The following is an 18,613-nucleotide window of genomic DNA, read 5'->3' as shown; positions in this document are numbered from 1 at the left end:
AAAAAAGTTTCTTCCACAAAGAAGAAACTTTTTTCACTTATTTCATAATGATTGTTGCCTCTACTGGATAATGATCTGAATAATCATTATATGTATATGTTTTAAACCATGAAGTGACAGACCATTCAGGAGATTTTGGCTGTAATACTTTATTCTCTAAATATGTTGGAGTCGCATGATCTTTACTTGTAACGATGTAGTCTAAATATTCCGCTGGTGCCTCTGGGAAGTTGTATTTTGCAATACTATTTGTTGTTGCATCCCAAGTTGCAGTATGTCCTGTATACGATGGTACACTTGCATGTAATGTTTTAAACATAGATTCATATTCTGACGTATGATTACTGTTTATTTTATTTACATTCATATCTCCACCAATGACTACATACTCGTCACTTGGAATATTTTTCTTTTGAATAAACTCTTGAATTTCTTTTAATTGGTTTGTGCGCACCGATGATGGTGAAATGTTTCCACACTGATTATCCTCTGCTTGTAGGTGCGTTCCAATTACGTGAATAAAACGATCATCTTTCTTAATTTTTGTGTAGACAAATCCTTTATTAGATAGATTGTCTGGCCCGCATCCTTTCTGAAATACATATTGTACCTTTTCCACAATTGGCCACTTACTTACGATTGCAACTCCTCCATCTTCAGGGGCTACAGAAGAATAATTACCTAACGTTTGATCCCACATATCTCCATTAACGCGACCTAATACCGCTGTTTGGTTTGGATACTCTTTCTTTAGATTTTGCAATAGACTGTCTGAAGCTTTATTATCAAATACTTCATTTAATATAACAACATCTTGATTTTTTATATAATTCGCTTCCCCAATTAAGTCTGCTCGCTCCTTTTGTCCCCAATTTGGATACAAATTTGTTGATAGCATATATACATTATGTGTCATTATTTTGAATGTATCGCTATCACTAGATGTTTCAGCCTGTGCAGAAGAACTATATAAGGCTGTCAAACCAATTCCAAAGCTAAGAATACCTTTTAACAACTTACTTTTCATCATTCACTACCTCCATTTATTATATTCGAAAAGACCAAATACAACATATTTGGCCTTCTCAAATTACTCTTAACGGTTTACATATGTGTCAAACCAAAGTTGAATATATCCAGCTGTAACACGTTGTGCATCCATTAAACGCTTCCCTGTCATCGGTGTAACCTCAGCACGCCATTTGTCTGCATACTCCTGTGATATAGTTGCTTTCACAAACCACTCTTTTGTATTATCATTTACAATGCCAGGGAAATCTTGTTTTGCTACTACTGCCGCTGCATGAATCCAATCTTCTGGATTACTTCCTTTCCAGTTCCAATATCCATTTCCATCTGTTACCTTATAGTTATCTTTTATTGTATCTACAAAATTTTCATATTTAGAATGAAAGCCTTGTGGATAAGAAAGATTCGTAAAATTTGCTGCATGCATTGGTTGATTCACATCTCCTAAATAATGAAGAGATAAACCTAAATAGAAGAATGCTTGTTTCATATCTTTATTTTGATAAGATTCGCCAGCAAGTTTGAAATATTTTGCACCAGTTTCTTTTGCTTGCTTAGCAAATGAGATATACGTTTTCCCGCTATCTGGATCATAGAAATGAGAAGTAAATGTACTATTATCATAATAAGGATTTTCATAATCAGCAGAATAAATACCATTCTCTAAATCTGTACGCCATTCATTTAATAATGCCAATTGCTCTTGTTTTACAATTGTTGTGTTGCGAGACATGATATCTATTGCACGATTGACAATCCATAAATGAGAATTTACTCCCTCTTGATGTCGAGCTTCAGCAGACCAGCCCTGAAGTTTTCCAACTCTATATGCCCCGTCATTTTCATGCGCAAATGCTACCGTTTGCATCGGTGCTACTAATGTAATTGCCGCTGCTAAAGCAAGTACTTTCTTTTTCATATAACAAATCCTCCATTTATCATTAAGTAATAAAAAAACATATCGTTGGGATCCTATGATTTTATCCGGTTAACCTATGACTAGAATATCTCACCTTTTATGGAAATACTATCATTAAATTAAAATATGTAAATTTTCATAATCTATTTTATTGAAAATTAAAATAATTACCCATACAATTAACTTTTAAGTAAAATTCATGTATGACATTAGATAAAAATAATTACCAAAAGCTCTATAAAGGGACCGTAGAGTGTCATGTTTTGTTCCAGTCAATATTTTTTTACCATTCTAGTTTTAGCAAATTTTCACTTCACATTAGCATTACATGAAGAATTAAAAAGAGAACAAAAAAACATTTCATTCCATCTCTTCTTTCGCTTTCCAATATCTCTAGACACAACTTAAATACCCTTACATTGTAATCGGAAATTATGAATCTACTGCAAAGAAATGAATAAAAGATTGTAAAAAAAGGGGCCCCGAACCTCAAAAAGTAGCCTCCCTCTACTGCTAGAAAAAGCTACCTTTCTTGTTGAACTTATATATTATATTAGGTGAAACAAGAATTTTCACTGTTCCTGTTCGTACAGTTGGTTCTGGAACTTCTTCTACTCATACATCACGCTGATTGTGCCAAAGTAAAGTTTTCATTTTCTGCATCCTTCTCTCTGTATACTTAATGTGGTGAAGTTTACGAATTGATTATAGTATCGCTATCCATATGTCCCTAAAAACAATGTACATTTCACAAATTTTTAACAACTACTGTACATTATTTTGTCACTTTATACTTTTTTCCACATTTCATTCAATTTCATTGCAGTTAAAATTCGCATTATGCCATAATAGCATAGGAGAGGTGAACATCGCTTGAAATATTTTATCTATTTTATTGTTATCATCGCGTTTTTAGATACATTTTCACAATTACCGATTATGAGTACTTACGCACAAAGTCTTGGAGGAACTCCGCTTATAATTGGGCTTGTCATAGGTATGTATTCATTTGCTAATATGATTGGTAACATTATTGCTGGCATATCTGTTGATAAATTTGGTGCAAAGAAAGTACTTTATACGAGCATGGGGATTACAAGTTTCATAGTTTTACTATATACCATTGTTCAAAATGGTGAACAATTGCTTGTCGTTCGTTTCCTGCATGGATTTAGTGATGGCTTCTTAATCCCTGCTGCCTTTACTTTCCTGTCCAAACAAACAAAATCTACAAAGCAAGGAAAAGCAATGGCATTATCTGGGGCGGCTGTCGGAACAGCAGCGATCGTTGGACCTGCCTTTAGCGGTATTATGAAAGCAACTGCAGGGATTCAATGGGTCTTTATCACTATTTCTACCCTCATGATGATCGGAACAATTGTATCCTTATTTTTATTGCCAAGTCATATAACAAGAACAGATACATCACGCACTCAAATGATGACAAAAGAAGATATGATGGCTTTAGTAAAGTCCGAACCATTACTACAAGCATATATCGGAGCATTTACACTGATGTTCTCGCAAGGAATTGTCACATATATGCTGCCAATGAAAGTGGAAGCACTCGCACTCAAATCATCTACAACAGGCATGATGATGAGTATATTCGGGATTACTGCCATCCTCTTCTTCTTATTGCCGACCAATCGCATATTTGATCGCTTTAATCGTTCAAAAATGATGTTAATCGGTATCACCGTCATGGCATTATCATTGTCACTGCTCGGCTTATTTACAACAAAAGGAATGATTTTCATCGTCATGATGATTTATGGAGTCGGATTCGCAATCCTTTTCCCATCGATTAATGCTCTGCTTGTTGAAAATACAACCGAAAACAACCGAGGAAAAGCATTTGGATTATTTTACGCTTTCTTTTCGTTAGGAGTAGTCGCTGGTTCTTTTACAATCGGAGCAATCGGGGCATCACCGAGTGTCAGCTTTATAATTGGAACTGCATTTTTATTAACATTTGCCGGAATGATTTATGTAAGAGGAAAAGTCAAAAAGACAATGCTAGGCTAAATGCCAGCATTGTCTTTTTATTTCCCCTCTACTTTCACTACCTGTGTTCCAGCAATGAAATCATGAATCATTCTTTCTATATTTCCAGTAAAAATCCGCTAACTTCTAACTATATCTCGACAATTTCCTTGGAAATATTTCTTTTCCTTGTATCATTTGATAAAAGTAAACATTAATTTACCATATGTTCAATACTATAAAATAATCATATAATATATGATTTCTAAAATTCTTTCTCATTCTATTTCAAATACAATAAAAATCCCCGTAAAGTATTAAAAAACACTTTACGAGGACTTTTTATAATATTTATTTCTCTTGTGTTTTCTCCCAATCTGCTAAGAACTTCTCAATCCCTTGATCTGTTAATGGATGTTTCACTAATGCACCAATTACATTTGCTGGAATTGTTGCGATATGTGCGCCATTTAAAGCAGCTTCTGTTACATGTACACTATGACGTACAGATGCTGCAATAATTTCTGTTTCAATGTCGTGAATTGCAAAAATCTCAGCTACTTGACGAATTAAATCCATACCGTTATGACCAATATCATCTAGACGACCTAAAAATGGAGATACATATGTTGCACCAGCGCGTGCTGCAAGTAATGCTTGTACGGCAGAGAACACTAGCGTAACGTTTGTACGAATTCCTAAGTCTGAGAATGCTTTTACTGCTTTTAATCCTTCTTTTGTCATCGGGACTTTTACAACAACGTTTGGTGCGATTTTTGCTAATTCTTTTCCTTCTTCAATCATTTTATCGGCTTCTAAGCTAATTACTTCCGCGCTAACAGGTCCTTCAACAACACCGCAAATTTCACGAATACGTTCATGGAAATCTACGCCTTCTTTTGCTACAAGTGATGGATTTGTCGTTACACCTGCTAATATACCTAATTCATTTGCTTCTTTAATTTCATTAATATTTGCTGTATCAATAAAGAATTTCATTTGTAATTCTTCCTTCCTTATTTTTCATATTTTATTTTTTCTTAATAAGATCCAATCCAATCGGAATGAATTTCTCCACTTTTTTACCTTGATTTACTTGTTTTGCTGTTTCCATCGCCTTTTCTCCGATTAATTCTGGCTTTTGTGCGACGGTTGCTGCCATACGTCCTTCTTTAACCGCTTTCACGGCATCATCTGTTGCATCAAAGCCAACGACAGCTACATCCATTTTGCCTGCAGATTTTAACGCTTCTAGCGCACCTAATGCCATCTCATCATTATGAGCGAATACTGCCTTCACATCACTATTGGCCTGCAAAATATTTTCCATAACAGATAATCCTTTCGCACGGTCAAAATCAGCAGTTTGCTTAGCTGCTACTTTCAATCCAGTGTCTGCCACTTCATGAAATCCTTTCCCTCTCTCGCGTGCGGCAGATGATCCCGGAATTCCTTCTAATTCAGCCACAGCAGCTCCCTCACCAACGAGCTCACGAATATAATCTCCAGCTAATTTCCCTCCTGCCACATTATCAGAAGCAATATGAGAGACAACTTTTCCTGAATTTGCAACGCGGTCCACTGTAATTACAGGAATATTTGCTGCATTGGCTGCACTTACCGCTGAAGCAACAGCATCTGAATCCGTTGGGTTAATAACAACTATATCAACACCTTTTTGAACCAAGTCTTCGACATCGTTCGTTTGCTTAGCTGCATCATTTTGTGCATCAACTGAAATTAATTCTATGCCAATATCCTTCGCTTTCTTTTCTGCTCCTTTTTTCAATGTAACAAAAAATGGATTATTTAAGGTAGAAACAGAGAATCCAACTTTAATAGTCTTATTTCGCCCTTTATCGCTAGAATCCTTTGCCCATTCTGGTGGTTCCATCGAGCAACCAGTAGTAACGACCATAATGAGTGCAACAAGTACAAGTAACCATTTTTTCATGAATTATCCCTCCATTACGCTTCTTTTCGACGATCAATTAATACAGCAAGTAGGATAACAAGCCCTTTTACAACTTGTTGGAAGAAAGATGACACGCCTAATAAATTTAGCCCGTTATTTAGCACTCCAATGATTAGTGCCCCAATAAACGTACCAACAATCCAACCTTTTCCTCCAGAAAGGCTTGTTCCACCTAATACAACTGCAGCAATTGCATCTAATTCATAAGAAGAACCAGCAGTTGGCTGTGCAGAATCTAAACGAGATGTTAATACAATACCTGCAAGCGCTGCCAAAACACCAGATAGACCATAAATCATGACTTTGATTCTTGTAACATGAATGCCTGATAATATCGCTGCCTCTTCATTTCCACCGATAGCAAGTGTACGGCGGCCAAATGTTGTTTTCTTTAAAATAAAATATAGAACTGCAAAAGCAATCATCATCGTTACAGCTGGTACTGGGATACCAAGGAAATAACCACGACCAAACATTTGGAACATGACATGATCACCAAGACCAGTGATCGGACGTCCGTCCATATAAACAAGTGTCAATCCACGAAAAATTGTCATTGTTGCTAATGTCGCAATAAAAGGTGCCACTTTTCCTTTCGCAATAATGATACCGTTTACAATTCCCATCGCAAGACCGGCTAATAATCCAACTACTATTGCCAAAAACGGATCCATATCACTTGCTAGCATTCCAGCAACAAGTGCACTTGATAATGCTAAAATAGAACCCACTGATAAGTCAATACCCCCTGTTAAAATAACAAAGGTCATTCCAAATGCAATGAGTGCATTAATCGATACTTGACGTAAAATATTAAATAAATTCGGAATTTCAATAAATGCTGGATTTAATGCCGTAATCACTACAATAATGAGTACTAAGCCGATTAAAGATCCAAGTTGTTGCAGAACATTCCCCTTTTTTGCCATCGTTTACTCTCCTCCTGTAGCTAATGCCATAATGGATTCTTGCGTTGCTTTCTCTTTCTCAAGAATACCGCCTACTTTTCCTTCATGAATGACTAGAACGCGATCACTCATCCCTAATACTTCAGGTAATTCAGATGAAACCATAATCACTGCATCACCTTGGTTTGTAAACTTATTCATAATAGAATAAATCTCTTTTTTCGCACCAACATCTACACCCCTTGTTGGTTCATCTAAAATGAACAGCTGCGGATGGATTCCAAGCCATTTTGCAATGACAACTTTTTGCTGATTTCCACCAGATAGCGATTTCACAGCTTGTTCTCCATTTGTTGCTTTCACATTCAAAAGTTTCATCATATCCTCTGTAAACTGCGCTTCCAATCCTTTGTCCATGACACCGCTTTTTGAAAGAGTTTCTAAATTAGGTAATGCAAGATTTTCTCGAATGGAAAAATCTAATACAAGTCCTTCTGATTTTCTATCCTCTGTAATAAAAGCAATTCTTTGTCTAATCGCATCTATTGGACTAGCAATCTTTACTTCCTGTCCATTGATAAAGATTTGTCCTGAGTCAAGTGGCTCATATCCAAATATAGCTTTCATAATATCTGTACGTCCAGCCCCCATTAGTCCAGCGACACCAAGAATTTCACCTTTCCTAACTTGAAAAGAAATGTTTTCAAACTTACCTTTTTTCGTTCCATTCCGCATTTCAAAAATGACTTCACCAATCTTTGCATGACGCTCTGGATAACGTTCACCAATACTACGCCCTACCATCATGCTAACTACTTCATCAAATGATGTTTCAGGAATTTGTCTTGTGCCCACATATTCTCCATCACGCAAAATCGTAATTGCATCACAAATAGAAAATATTTCTTCCATGCGATGCGAAATATAAACAAATGATACACCTTCTTTTCGCAGTTTATGAATCACTGTAAAGAGCGTTTCAATCTCACGATCTGTCAAAGCTGCTGTAGGTTCATCCATAATAATGACACTCGCATTTGTTATTAATGCTTTACCGATTCAATAATTTGCTGTTGTCCAACCGATAATTCTCCTGCCATTGTAGTTCCTTTTACATAAAGCCCTAAATCAGCCAATTGTTGCTGAGCTATAGCATTCATTTGGCGCGAGCGCAAAACACCTGTTTTCCCATACATTAGCTCTTTGCCAAGAAACATATTTTCAGCAACTGTTAAATTAGGCAAGATGTTTAATTCTTGATGAATAAAAGCAATTCCATACTCCTCGGCTTCTTTTGCATTTTTAAATATTCTCTCTTGTCCATCGATTTTGATTTGACCACTATCTTTCTTATATACACCTGTTAAAATTTTCATGAGCGTTGACTTACCCGCTCCATTTTCCCCCATCAGTGCATGAACTTCGCCTGTTTCGATACGAAATTGGGCATTCTTCAAAACAGGGTTCCCATTGAACGCTTTTGAAATATTTTTCATTTCAATACGCATTCTCATCACATCCCTTTATTAAAAAATCACACCTGCATGTAAAATAATGTTCGCATAAGGTGTTGCTTCCCCTGTACGAATAATCGCCTTTGCCTGCTTTGTTTTCTCTTTAAACTCTTCATGCAAGACATATTCAAAATTCGCTTCTTTTAAACGTGTTTCAATTTCTTTATAGATTTCTCTATTATTTGTAGTAATCTCTTCCGCTACTGTTACTTTTTCAATAGCCATATCCTCTATTACAACTTGTAATACATCCAGAAAAGAAGGCTTTCCAAGCTCTACAGCTAAATCTATTCGCTTCACGCTATCAGGAATTGGTAATCCGCAGTCCGCGATTACAATCGTATCTGTATGACCAAGTGCCGCTAATATAGCAGCAATTTCACTATTTAATACGCCATGCTTTTTCATTTAACAATCCCCTGTACTTCCCGCACCTGTTCTCTTGTTGGCATACCACCTTGTGCACCGAGCTTTGTTACAGAAAGGCCACCGGCTATATTTGCAAAACGAATTGCTTTTTCAAGCACTTCTCCTTCTGCAAGCGAAACTGCTAATGCCCCGTTAAATGTATCACCAGCCCCTGTCGTGTCAACTACTTTTACAGAAATACTTGGCACTTGTACAATTTCTGTACCATTATGGAATCGAACTCCTTTACTTCCTTCTGTCATTAATAATTTATTTGGATATTTAGCAAGTAAGTCTTCAATCGGTGATTCAAAATCATCTAGTACAATGCGACACTCGTGTTCATTCGGTGTAATATATGTTGCCTTTTCCAAAATCCTTGTCGATAATGCTTGTGCTGGAGCTGGATTTAACATGACTGGGATCTTATGCTCCTCACAAATAGTAAGCACATATTCTACTGTCTCAAGCGGAATTTCTAACTGAAGAACGACCATATCTGCCTTTACAAGTAAATCTTTTGCACGGTCAACAATTTGCTGATTCACAAGGCGATTGGCACCTTGCACAACAACAATGCTATTATCTTCTTCTGCTAAAACGATATGAGCAATGCCTGTTGTTTCATCTGTAACCGGTACCACATGATCGATAAAAACACGCTCGTTCTCTAAATTTTTTCGTACACTCATGCCGTAATCATCATTCCCTACAGCACCTACCATAGCTACATTGGCCCCTAAGCGAGCTGCGGCAACAGCCTGATTTGCTCCTTTTCCTCCAGGTACTGTATGAAACGCCTCTCCGATTACTGTTTCTCCAGCTTTCGGTCTTTTCTTTGAAACGGCTACTAAATCCATTGAAATACTCCCTACTACAGCTATATTTGGCAACGACTTCATCTCCTTATTTCGTTGTATTTCGTTCGATAATTTCAATCGGCAAACGGTAATGTTCTGTTTCTAACCGTTTTCCTTCCATTTGTTCTAATAACAATTCGGTCGCAATACGTCCCATCTCATAAATAGGTTGTGCAACAGTCGTAATAGATGGACACATCATTTCCGCTAAAGAAATGCCATCAAACCCAATAATTTGTAAATCGTTAGGAATAGCAATCCCCTTTTGTAAAGCAGCCTTTACGACACCAATTGCAATCAAATCATTTCCTGCTACAATACCATCAATATGCGGATATTCGTCTAGTAATTTCCTCGCAACACGCTCACTATTTGCTGGGTCAAACGTACTTTCCGCAATCATATAAGAAAGACCGTATTCCGTAATCATATCAACAAAACCTTCAAAGCGTTCATTTGCAGTACTTACATCACGCGGTCCACGTATATGAGCAATATGGTTACACCCTTTCTCTAACAGTAACTTTGTTGCTTTTTGAATCCCCGCATAATTATCTGCATATACTGTGGGAATCCGCTCATTAAATAGGCGATCAATTGCCACAACTGGTACAGATATATTCATGTAATTCACGCTATTTTCAGGATTTGTTGCGACAATAAATCCATCTACGTTATTTTGTCTGAGTACATCAATATATTGTTTCTCTTTTTCTAAACTTTCATCAGAATTACAAAGTACAACGGTGTATCCTTGCTTATGCGCTACATCTTCTACAGCACGCGCAATTTCTGGAAAGAATGGATTCACAATGTTTGGAACGACTAAGCCAATTAAACGAGATTTCTTATTATACAAAGAACGCGCCACTGTACTAGGTTTATAATCCAACAGTTCAATCGCTCGTTCCACCTTTTTTAATGTATCTTCGTGAACGTATCCATTTTTATTTAGTACTCTAGAAACGGTCGCAACAGATACTCCCGCTAATTTTGCAACGTCTTTAATCGTACTCATTCTTTTCCTCCCTACCTTGTGTAACCGTTTACACGAAGTAATATAACCTATTCGCAAAAATACGTCAATCATTTCTACTCAAAAAGAGTATATGTTATACATATAATAAAAGCATCACCATAAGGCGATGCTTTTATTATGAATAGGATCCATTTGTATGTTTCTCTTCTCCTTCTACTACCTCTTCTGCACCTTTCTTTCGATCAGAAAGCTTAATCTTCTCTAAGAAAATCGTAAAGATAGCACCAACAACAGTAAATACTAATCCCGCTAAAAATACACTATGCAATGAATCCAATAACGAATTCTTCAAAATAGGAACGATACTTGTAGAAAATACTTCTGGCATTTTTTTCAATACCTCTGGACTAAACAGCATAGAATATAACCCTTGTGGATCTGTATGAATCATATCTTTAAATTTTGTTACAATCTGTCCAGCTTGTGGTGGAAACTTCTCTAATACGGGTACTAATTTTTCAGTTAAAATGGTGCTTGAAGTATTATTCATAATGGATCCTAAGATTGTAATTCCAAATGTTCCTCCAATTTGCCGAAAAAATTGACTGGATGAGGTTACAACACCAAGATTCTTTTTCGGGAAACTTTCTTGTAATGCCAATGTCAATGTTGGCATTACAAGCCCCACACCTAAACCGATAATGATCATATAAGAAGTCGCTACAAGCTTGCTTGTATGCATATCCATTGTTGTTAATAACCAGAAGCCACCAGCCATAATCAACATACCAACAATAATCTGCGGCTTCACGCCAACTTTTAAGACAAGTCGACCACCAATAATACTCGTCACAATCATTGTAATCATCATCGGTGTCATAATCGTCCCAGATTCAGCTGCACTTACTCCTACAATTCCTTGCATAAAGAATGGAACGAACATAATTGCACCAAACATTCCAATACTCATAAAGAAACCAATCGCATTCAATAGTGTAAATGTACGATTTTTAAAGAAATGCATCGGTAAGATTGGTTCCTCAGCTTTTGTTTCCACAAATACAAAGCTTACAATACCAATTAAAGCTAAACTAAACAATCCGATAATTTGCCAAGAATCCCATGCGTAATCTTTTCCGCCGAATGTTAATGCAAGTAATAAACTTACAACTCCAACAATCATCGTAAAAATTCCAGCAATGTCAATTTTAATAGGTCCTGTTTGCTTATGTGAGTGTAATCCCATCGCAATAAAGATTGTTGCGACAATACCAACTGGTAAGTTAATGTAAAACACCCATCTCCAGTTAACTGCATCTACAATCCAACCACCAACTTGCGGACCAATGACTGAAGCAAGACCATATAAAGCGCCAACAATACCTTGCCATTTCGCACGCTCTTTCCCCGTGAACATATCTCCAATAATAATCATAGCCATCGGCATCATAATACCTCCGCCAAGACCTTGAATACCGCGGAAAATAATCAATTCTGTCATACCATTTGCCATACCACATAATGCTGAACCAATCATAAAGATAATTAATCCTGTCATATATACGTTACGGCGTCCTAATAAATCCGCTAATTTACCTGCAATCGGTACAATTGTCGTAGATGTTAGCATGTAAGCTGTTACTAGCCATGTCATTAAGCTTAATCCACCTAGTTCGCCGACAATACGCGGCATCGCTGTACCGACGATTGTTCCATCTAACGCTGCAAATAATATCGCAATCACTAAACCAACCAACAATAATCCCCTTTTTTTACCACCCTGTTGTTTCATATAATCTCCTCACCTTCTCTTAAATTAGCTCTTTTTTCTCATTTGTCCCGCAAACAATTGTTTCTAATTTTTCAAACAGGCGTAATAAGTCTTTTCTTTCTTGTAATTCTAATTGCGAGAAATATTTTGCAATGTGCTCATTACGAGCATTCTTCGCATCTTCTACTTTCGCTTTCCCCTTTTTCGTTAATTCAATGATCACAACACGACGATCATCTTTATCTTGATAGCGTTCAACTAGTTCTTGATCAATTAAACGATCAATCATTACTGTAATTGCACTTGGTTTTACATACATTTTTTTCGCTAATTTTGTCGCTCGTGAGGCACCATAGTTCTCTAAAATTTTTAAAATATAAAATTGCGGTGGTGTAAGTCCTGATGCTTGCATTTGTTCCAATAACTCCATTTGCATTTTCTTTCCTATAGAGAATGCTAGAGTTTGAATTTTATCAATATGAGTAATATCATTTGGCATATTATCTACCTCTTATTTAAACAATAAAATATTTAATCTATTTAAATATTAATATCAAGAATAAAAATCGTCAATCATTTTATGATTAAAACCGTTTACATTCCTGTCACAAAGTTGTATAATTTTTCTCGAAGTTAATATTGACAGTCATGGAGAATGAGAGTATAAGACTATGGAACATAGAAAGGAACCTTTCTATTTTTCATGGTTTTTTTATTTTTCATGACATAAAATGGTTTCAACCATTAAGGAGGATTTGTAGGCTATGTTTTTAACTCAGTTGTTTAAACCTGCGCCACATAAAGAGCGCTTGCCTGCTGATCGCATCGACAGTGAATACCGCAAATTGCGCTTACAAGTGTTTTTAGGTATTTTTATCGGTTATGCAGGTTATTACTTTGTTCGAAAGAATTTTTCATTAGCAATGCCCTATCTAGTCGAACAAGGATTTAGTAAAGGAGAACTTGGGATTATCCTTTCGGCCGTATCTATTGCGTACGGAATAAGCAAGTTTATTATGGGAATTGTATCCGACCGCTGTAATCCCCGTTACTTTTTAGCAGCAGGTCTCTTTTTATCTGGTATCATTAACATTATTTTCGGTTCATTTTCTTTCATTACAACAAGCATTATCCTTATGTTTGTACTTCAATTTTTAAATGGTTGGGTACAAGGAATGGGTTGGCCTCCTTGTGGACGTACAATGGTGCACTGGTTCTCTATTAGTGAACGCGGTACGAAAATGTCCATTTGGAACGTTGCTCATAATGTCGGTGGTGCTCTTATGCCATCACTCGTTACATTAGGACTATATTTATTCGCTAATGATTGGAAAAGTATATTCTACTTCCCAGGTATTCTTTCTATTTTAGTTGGAATTTATGTATTAATTACAATGCGTGATACACCTCAATCTTGCGGTTTACCATCAATTGAAGAACATACAGGAGAATATCCAGCTGATGAGAAAGTAAAAGATCGTGAACGCGAACTTTCAGTAAAGGAAATTTTATTCAAATATGTACTGAACAATAAATTTCTATGGTACATCGCAATTGCAAATGTATTTGTATACTTTGTGCGTTACGGTGTTGTAGACTGGGCTCCTACTTATTTAGTAGAAGAAAAAAGCTTTACACATAATAGTTCTCGTACTGCTTATGCTCTATATGAATGGGCTGGGATTCCAGGTACACTTCTTTGCGGCTGGATGAGTGATAAACTCTTTAAAGGACGCCGTGCACCTGCTGGTATTTTATTTATGGTGGGGGTATTTATTTCCGTTCTTGTATACTGGTTAAATCCAGCTGGTCATCCAATCATTGATAGTATCGCTCTAGTAGCAATTGGATTCTTAATTTATGGACCAGTTATGCTAATTGGATTACATGCACTTGACTTGGCACCAAAAAAAGCAGCTGGAACTGCTGCTGGTTTAACTGGATTCTTTGGTTACCTGGGCGGAGCATCATTTGCTAGCGCTGCGATGGGCTTTATTGTAGATGCTTTCGGCTGGAATGGTGGATTTATTTTACTACTTACATCTTGCTTACTTGCAATCATCTTCTTAGCCCTTACTTTAAACACAGGTTCAGCAAAATCAAAACAAGCTTAAAATAGAACTTTATTAAAGAGCATTATTATATTTCACAAAAAACGAGAGACAATTCTTACTAGAATATCTCTCGTTTTTTCTACATATATCCCTTTTTTTCTACAAAGTATTTGCCTTATTCTCCTCCCGATATTTACGCTTTCAAAGTATCTTTTTTACTGTTATATCAACAAATTCAATCTTTGTATAAAAAGATTTTTGAATATTTTCTCAACTAGTTCTTGTCAAACAATGTCAATCTATATTAAAATAACAACAATATATAAAACATTTAGTCTTTTTAGAAAGATGGAGGGATAGCCATGAAGAATTCGCTTCTTCGCATTGAAAACTTACAGACATCCTTTCGTATACGAGATCAGTATCATGCAGCGGTTGATAATGTCTCTTTAACTGTACATGAAAATGAAATTGTTGCTATTGTCGGTGAGTCTGGATGTGGTAAGAGTGCACTTGCCCTTTCCATTATGCGATTGCACAATGAAGCTAATACAAAATTGCAAGGTCATCTTTATTATAAAGATAAAGATTTATTGACCATGTCAGCCGCAGAAATGAATAAAATACGCGGTTCAAATATCGGAATGATTTTCCAAGAACCTCTTACAGCATTAGATCCTCTTATGACAGTTGGAAAACAAATTGAAGAAAACTTAGACTATCATACAAATCTCTCAAAAGCAGAAAAGAAAGAACGCACCTTAGAACTCCTTCATCAAGTTGGGATTCCAAAACCAGAACTTACTTATAAACAATACCCACACGAACTCTCTGGCGGAATGAGACAAAGAATTGTTATCGCAATTGCAATCGCATGTAAACCAGCGCTTGTCATTGCGGATGAACCCACAACTGCTCTTGATGTAACAATTCAAGCACAAATTGTAGACCTACTAAAATCTATTCAAGAACAAACGAAAATGGGCATTATTTTAATTACACATGATTTAAGCATTGTTGCTGAGACTGCTGATCGCGTTGTTGTTATGTATGCAGGACAAATTGTAGAGACAGGTAAAGTGGAAGAGATTTTTAATCATCCTCTTCACCCATATACACGCTCTTTACTACATTCTATTCCATCTGCATATACCGAAAAAGAAAAATTACACGTAATCCAAGGGGTTGTTCCTACTTTAGCGAAACTCCCTCGCACAGGTTGCCGCTTCAAAGATAGAATTCCGTGGATTACATCTGACAAACATGAAGAAAATCCTGTTTTACATGAAGCAAAACCAGGTCATTGGGTACGCTGCACTTGTTATAAACATTTCGACTTCCAAGATAAGAAAGGAGATGACGTTACTCATGGCACTGCTTAAAGTAAATGATTTAAAAGTACACTTTCCAATTAAAGGCGGCTTCTTTGGACGCACGCTAGACTACGTGCACGCTGTTGATGGAGTGAGCTTTGAACTACAACCTGGTGAAACATACGGGATTGTTGGTGAATCAGGAAGTGGAAAATCAACTACAGGTAAAGCGATTATGCATTTAACAAAAGCAACGGGCGGTAGCATTGTTTTTAACAATAAAGATTTAACAAAATTAAGCCGTTCTGAACTGCGTGAACAAAGAAAAAATATTCAAATGATTTTCCAAGATCCATACTCATCGTTAAATCCAAAGAAACGTGTTCTCGATATTATCGCAGAGCCATTACGAAACTTTGAAAAGCTCTCACCTGATGAAGAAAGAAGAATCGTCCAAAAATATCTTGAAAAAGTTGGACTAAATCCAGAATCTATTTATAAATATCCACATGAATTTTCTGGTGGACAAAGACAGCGGATTGGCATCGCGCGCGCATTAACACTAAAACCAAAATTAATTATTGCTGATGAACCAGTATCTGCGCTCGACGTTTCTGTACAAGCACAAGTGCTAAACTTCTTACAAGATCTACAAGCTGAGCTCGGATTAACATACTTATTTATTAGTCATGATTTAGGTGTAATTCGGCATATGTGTAACCGCATCGGGGTTATGTATCGTGGTCGCCTTGTGGAAGAAGCAACAAGTGCTGAAATTTATAATAATCCACAGCACATTTATACGAAACGATTGATCGCAGCAATTCCTGATATCCGACCTGAAAATAGAAAACAAAAAAGTACGTTACGGCGGCAAGTACAAGAAGAATACGAGCAATCACATAAAAATTATTTTAATGAAAACGGCCGTGCTTATGATTTAAAACCAATCTCGCCAACACACCGGGTGGCATTACCATAAGGGAGTGATAAAACATGTGGAAGTTTATACTGCGAAGATTCTTAATTATGATTCCGCAGCTATTTATATTAAGTATCCTCGTCTTCATGCTTGCGAAAGCAATGCCAGGAGATGCATTAACTGGTAGAGCTGCAAATAATCCAAAAGCAGACCCAAAAATTATTGAAGAACAACGCGAAAAATTAGGATTAAATGACCCTGTTACAACCCAATATGTACGCTGGATTAAAAATGCCTTACAAGGTGATTTTGGTATTTCTTACGCACATAAATTAAAAGTAACCGACTTAATTGGGGAACGCCTGGGGAATACAGTATTACTCGCTCTTGTCATTCTTATTCTGACTTACTTAATTGCGATTCCACTTGGCATTATTAGCGGACGTTGGAATGATACATTAGGCGACCGACTCATTACACTATACAACTACTTAGGATTTGCAACACCTTTATTTATATTTGCATTAATTATGCTATTTCTTTTCGGATTTAAATTCCCGATATTTCCAACAGGAGGTAGTGTCGATCCGCAAATTACGACCGGTACATTTGCTTACTATATGAGTAAGTTGAATCACTTACTATTGCCCGCTCTATCTGGAGCATTAATTGCTACAGTTGGTACTGTACAATATTTGAGAAGTGAAATTATTGATACAAAACATAAAGACTTTGTACGCACAGTACGAGCAAAAGGGGTTCCGGAATCAAAAGTGTATTCTAGACATATTTTACGAAACTCATTCTTACCAATTGCAGCATTTCTAGGTTATGAAATTACCGGATTAGTTGGTGGAGCGATATTTTTAGAAAATATCTTTAGCTATCCAGGTATCGGACAATTATTTATGCAATCCATTTCCCAACGTGACTTTAGTGTCATAACAGCCCTCGTTTTATTTACTGGATTCGCAACGTTACTTGGAACTCTCCTTTCAGATATCATTCTAAGCATCGTTGACCCACGTATTCGTATTGATTAAAGGAAAGGAGGAATTTTTTCATGTTAGCAAACCCTGAAAAACAAACTGAGGTCATTCATTACGAAAAAAGCCCATCTGGTTTTTCCATCATGTGGCGCGAACTTCGTAAAGATAAACTTGCATTGTTCTCATTATTCTTTTTAGCTATTATCTTAATAGCCGTTTACACAACATCCTTTATTATGAAGCAAGAAGATATTGTACGAGTAGATTTATTTTCCATTTACTCACCTCCTTCTGCTGAACATTGGCTAGGAACAGATTACGGCGGACGCGATATTTTTGGACAGCTCATTATCGGTACGCGCAACTCCTTTACAATCGGTTTAGCAATTACTGTTATTTCGTGCTTAATCGGTCTTACAATCGGTTTAATTGCTGGCTATTTTGGAGGAGTCGTTGACAATATTATTATGCGCATTATCGACTTTGTCATGGTTCTACCATTTTTAATGCTCGTTATCGTATTTATTACACTTGTTCCTAAGTTCAATATCCTTACATTTATTTTAATTATGAGCATTTTCTTATGGACAGGAAAAGCACGGTTAATTCGCTCCAAAGTATTAACCGAAAAAGAGCTCGATTATGTATCAGCGTCAAAAACATTAGGAACGCCAAACTGGAAAATTATCCTTTTCCAAGTACTACCTAACTTAAGTTCTATTATTATCGTCAGCGTTACTTTGAATCTTGCTGGAAACATCGGAATTGAATCTGGTTTAACATTCCTAGGATTTGGTTTACCAGAAAGTACACCAAGTCTAGGTACACTTGTTAGCTATGCTAGAAACCCGGATGTACTACAAGATAAATGGTGGATTTGGTTACCTGCATCAATCATGATTTTAGTGTTGATGCTGTGTATAAATTTTATTGGTCAAGCGCTCCGTCGTTCGGCTGATGCAAGACAAAGAAAAGGTTAAGAGGGG

Annotated in this window: 16 protein-coding genes and 1 pseudogene; 6 read left to right on the top strand and 11 right to left on the bottom strand. The window is 36.5% G+C overall.

Annotation, left to right across the window (positions count from 1 at the left end; all coding sequences use genetic code 11):
* Positions 1-37 precede the first annotated feature (37 nt).
* Together sph and cerA are read right to left on the bottom strand one after the other, a co-directional pair.
* Positions 38-1,027 carry a sphingomyelin phosphodiesterase gene (gene sph, locus MR059_RS14495; RefSeq protein ID WP_041810223.1) on the bottom strand — a complete coding sequence of 330 codons (990 nt, stop codon included), beginning with the start codon at positions 1,025-1,027 and terminating at the stop codon, positions 38-40.
* A 69-nt stretch (positions 1,028-1,096) separates the two neighbouring features.
* Positions 1,097-1,948 (bottom strand): phospholipase CerA, encoded by an 852-nt coding sequence (gene cerA, locus MR059_RS14490; protein WP_011983672.1) that lies wholly within the window; start codon positions 1,946-1,948, stop codon positions 1,097-1,099.
* A gap of 873 nt (positions 1,949-2,821) precedes the next feature.
* Here cerA and MR059_RS14485 point away from each other — a divergent pair.
* A complete protein-coding gene (locus MR059_RS14485; RefSeq protein ID WP_011983671.1) occupies positions 2,822-3,976 on the top strand; it encodes an MFS transporter in 1,155 nt (384 codons plus the stop codon).
* Positions 3,977-4,285: 309 nt separating this feature from the next.
* Here the strand turns inward: MR059_RS14485 and fsa are convergent, their stop codons facing one another.
* From fsa to MR059_RS14440, 9 genes and pseudogenes are all read right to left on the bottom strand, one after another.
* On the bottom strand, positions 4,286-4,933 hold the full coding sequence (gene fsa / locus MR059_RS14480) for a fructose-6-phosphate aldolase (protein WP_011983670.1): 648 nt from the start codon (positions 4,931-4,933) through the stop codon (positions 4,286-4,288).
* A 31-nt stretch (positions 4,934-4,964) separates the two neighbouring features.
* Positions 4,965-5,888, bottom strand: a complete 924-nt coding sequence (rbsB, locus tag MR059_RS14475) for a ribose ABC transporter substrate-binding protein RbsB (RefSeq protein ID WP_011983669.1) — start codon at positions 5,886-5,888, stop codon at positions 4,965-4,967.
* A gap of 14 nt (positions 5,889-5,902) precedes the next feature.
* Positions 5,903-6,838 (bottom strand): ABC transporter permease subunit, encoded by a 936-nt coding sequence (locus MR059_RS14470; RefSeq protein ID WP_011983668.1) that lies wholly within the window; start codon positions 6,836-6,838, stop codon positions 5,903-5,905.
* 3 nt (positions 6,839-6,841) lie between these two features.
* Positions 6,842-8,325: pseudogene (locus MR059_RS14465) on the bottom strand (sugar ABC transporter ATP-binding protein).
* Between the two features lie 18 nt (positions 8,326-8,343).
* Complete coding sequence (rbsD, locus tag MR059_RS14460; RefSeq protein ID WP_011983666.1) at positions 8,344-8,739, bottom strand: D-ribose pyranase; 396 nt, start codon at positions 8,737-8,739, stop codon at positions 8,344-8,346.
* Positions 8,736-9,632, bottom strand: coding sequence for a ribokinase (gene rbsK / locus MR059_RS14455; protein WP_011983665.1), 897 nt, complete (start codon positions 9,630-9,632; stop codon positions 8,736-8,738). Before rbsK ends, rbsD begins: the two co-directional genes overlap by 4 nt.
* Before the next feature lie 13 nt (positions 9,633-9,645).
* Entirely contained in the window at positions 9,646-10,617 is a 972-nt protein-coding gene (locus tag MR059_RS14450) for a LacI family DNA-binding transcriptional regulator (RefSeq protein ID WP_011983664.1), read from the bottom strand.
* A 136-nt stretch (positions 10,618-10,753) separates the two neighbouring features.
* The gene (locus MR059_RS14445) at positions 10,754-12,370 is read right to left on the bottom strand and encodes an MDR family MFS transporter (RefSeq protein ID WP_011983663.1); all 1,617 of its coding nucleotides are present in this window, start codon (positions 12,368-12,370) and stop codon (positions 10,754-10,756) included.
* Between the two features lie 19 nt (positions 12,371-12,389).
* The gene (locus MR059_RS14440) at positions 12,390-12,848 is read right to left on the bottom strand and encodes a MarR family winged helix-turn-helix transcriptional regulator (RefSeq protein WP_011983662.1); all 459 of its coding nucleotides are present in this window, start codon (positions 12,846-12,848) and stop codon (positions 12,390-12,392) included.
* A gap of 265 nt (positions 12,849-13,113) precedes the next feature.
* On the opposite strand from MR059_RS14440, the gene glpT reads away from it, so the two are divergent.
* From glpT to MR059_RS14415, 5 genes are all read left to right on the top strand, one after another.
* Positions 13,114-14,463 carry a glycerol-3-phosphate transporter gene (glpT, locus tag MR059_RS14435; protein ID WP_011983661.1) on the top strand — a complete coding sequence of 450 codons (1,350 nt, stop codon included), beginning with the start codon at positions 13,114-13,116 and terminating at the stop codon, positions 14,461-14,463.
* A 302-nt stretch (positions 14,464-14,765) separates the two neighbouring features.
* A complete protein-coding gene (locus MR059_RS14430) occupies positions 14,766-15,785 on the top strand; it encodes an ABC transporter ATP-binding protein (RefSeq protein ID WP_011983660.1) in 1,020 nt (339 codons plus the stop codon).
* On the top strand, positions 15,772-16,698 hold the full coding sequence (locus MR059_RS14425) for an ABC transporter ATP-binding protein (protein ID WP_011983659.1): 927 nt from the start codon (positions 15,772-15,774) through the stop codon (positions 16,696-16,698). The genes MR059_RS14430 and MR059_RS14425 overlap by 14 nt, the downstream gene beginning before the upstream one ends.
* A gap of 14 nt (positions 16,699-16,712) precedes the next feature.
* Positions 16,713-17,681 (top strand): oligopeptide ABC transporter permease, encoded by a 969-nt coding sequence (gene opp4B / locus MR059_RS14420; protein WP_011983658.1) that lies wholly within the window; start codon positions 16,713-16,715, stop codon positions 17,679-17,681.
* Between the two features lie 20 nt (positions 17,682-17,701).
* Positions 17,702-18,607 (top strand): ABC transporter permease, encoded by a 906-nt coding sequence (locus MR059_RS14415; protein WP_011983657.1) that lies wholly within the window; start codon positions 17,702-17,704, stop codon positions 18,605-18,607.
* Positions 18,608-18,613 lie beyond the last annotated feature (6 nt).

Source organism: Bacillus cereus group sp. BfR-BA-01522 (genome assembly GCF_022662635.1).
GTDB lineage: Bacteria > Bacillota > Bacilli > Bacillales > Bacillaceae_G > Bacillus_A > Bacillus_A cytotoxicus.
The sequence above is the reverse complement of the archived record's forward strand: the minus strand, read 5'-3'. Positions and strand labels throughout refer to the sequence as shown.

Bases quoted from the DNA above. Each gene is read 5' to 3' on its own strand.
- rbsD (WP_011983666.1), bottom strand. From the start codon at position 8,739: ATGAAAAAGCATGGCGTATTAAATAGTGAAATTGCTGCTATATTAGCG.
- MR059_RS14445 (WP_011983663.1), bottom strand. From the start codon at position 12,370: ATGAAACAACAGGGTGGTAAAAAAAGGGGATTATTGTTGGTTGGTTTA.
- fsa (WP_011983670.1), bottom strand. From the start codon at position 4,933: ATGAAATTCTTTATTGATACAGCAAATATTAATGAAATTAAAGAAGCA.
- rbsB (WP_011983669.1), bottom strand. From the start codon at position 5,888: ATGAAAAAATGGTTACTTGTACTTGTTGCACTCATTATGGTCGTTACT.
- glpT (WP_011983661.1), top strand. From the start codon at position 13,114: ATGTTTTTAACTCAGTTGTTTAAACCTGCGCCACATAAAGAGCGCTTG.
- opp4B (WP_011983658.1), top strand. From the start codon at position 16,713: ATGTGGAAGTTTATACTGCGAAGATTCTTAATTATGATTCCGCAGCTA.
- sph (WP_041810223.1), bottom strand. From the start codon at position 1,027: ATGAAAAGTAAGTTGTTAAAAGGTATTCTTAGCTTTGGAATTGGTTTG.
- MR059_RS14440 (WP_011983662.1), bottom strand. From the start codon at position 12,848: ATGCCAAATGATATTACTCATATTGATAAAATTCAAACTCTAGCATTC.
- MR059_RS14470 (WP_011983668.1), bottom strand. From the start codon at position 6,838: ATGGCAAAAAAGGGGAATGTTCTGCAACAACTTGGATCTTTAATCGGC.
- MR059_RS14425 (WP_011983659.1), top strand. From the start codon at position 15,772: ATGGCACTGCTTAAAGTAAATGATTTAAAAGTACACTTTCCAATTAAA.
- MR059_RS14430 (WP_011983660.1), top strand. From the start codon at position 14,766: ATGAAGAATTCGCTTCTTCGCATTGAAAACTTACAGACATCCTTTCGT.
- MR059_RS14450 (WP_011983664.1), bottom strand. From the start codon at position 10,617: ATGAGTACGATTAAAGACGTTGCAAAATTAGCGGGAGTATCTGTTGCG.
- MR059_RS14415 (WP_011983657.1), top strand. From the start codon at position 17,702: ATGTTAGCAAACCCTGAAAAACAAACTGAGGTCATTCATTACGAAAAA.
- cerA (WP_011983672.1), bottom strand. From the start codon at position 1,948: ATGAAAAAGAAAGTACTTGCTTTAGCAGCGGCAATTACATTAGTAGCA.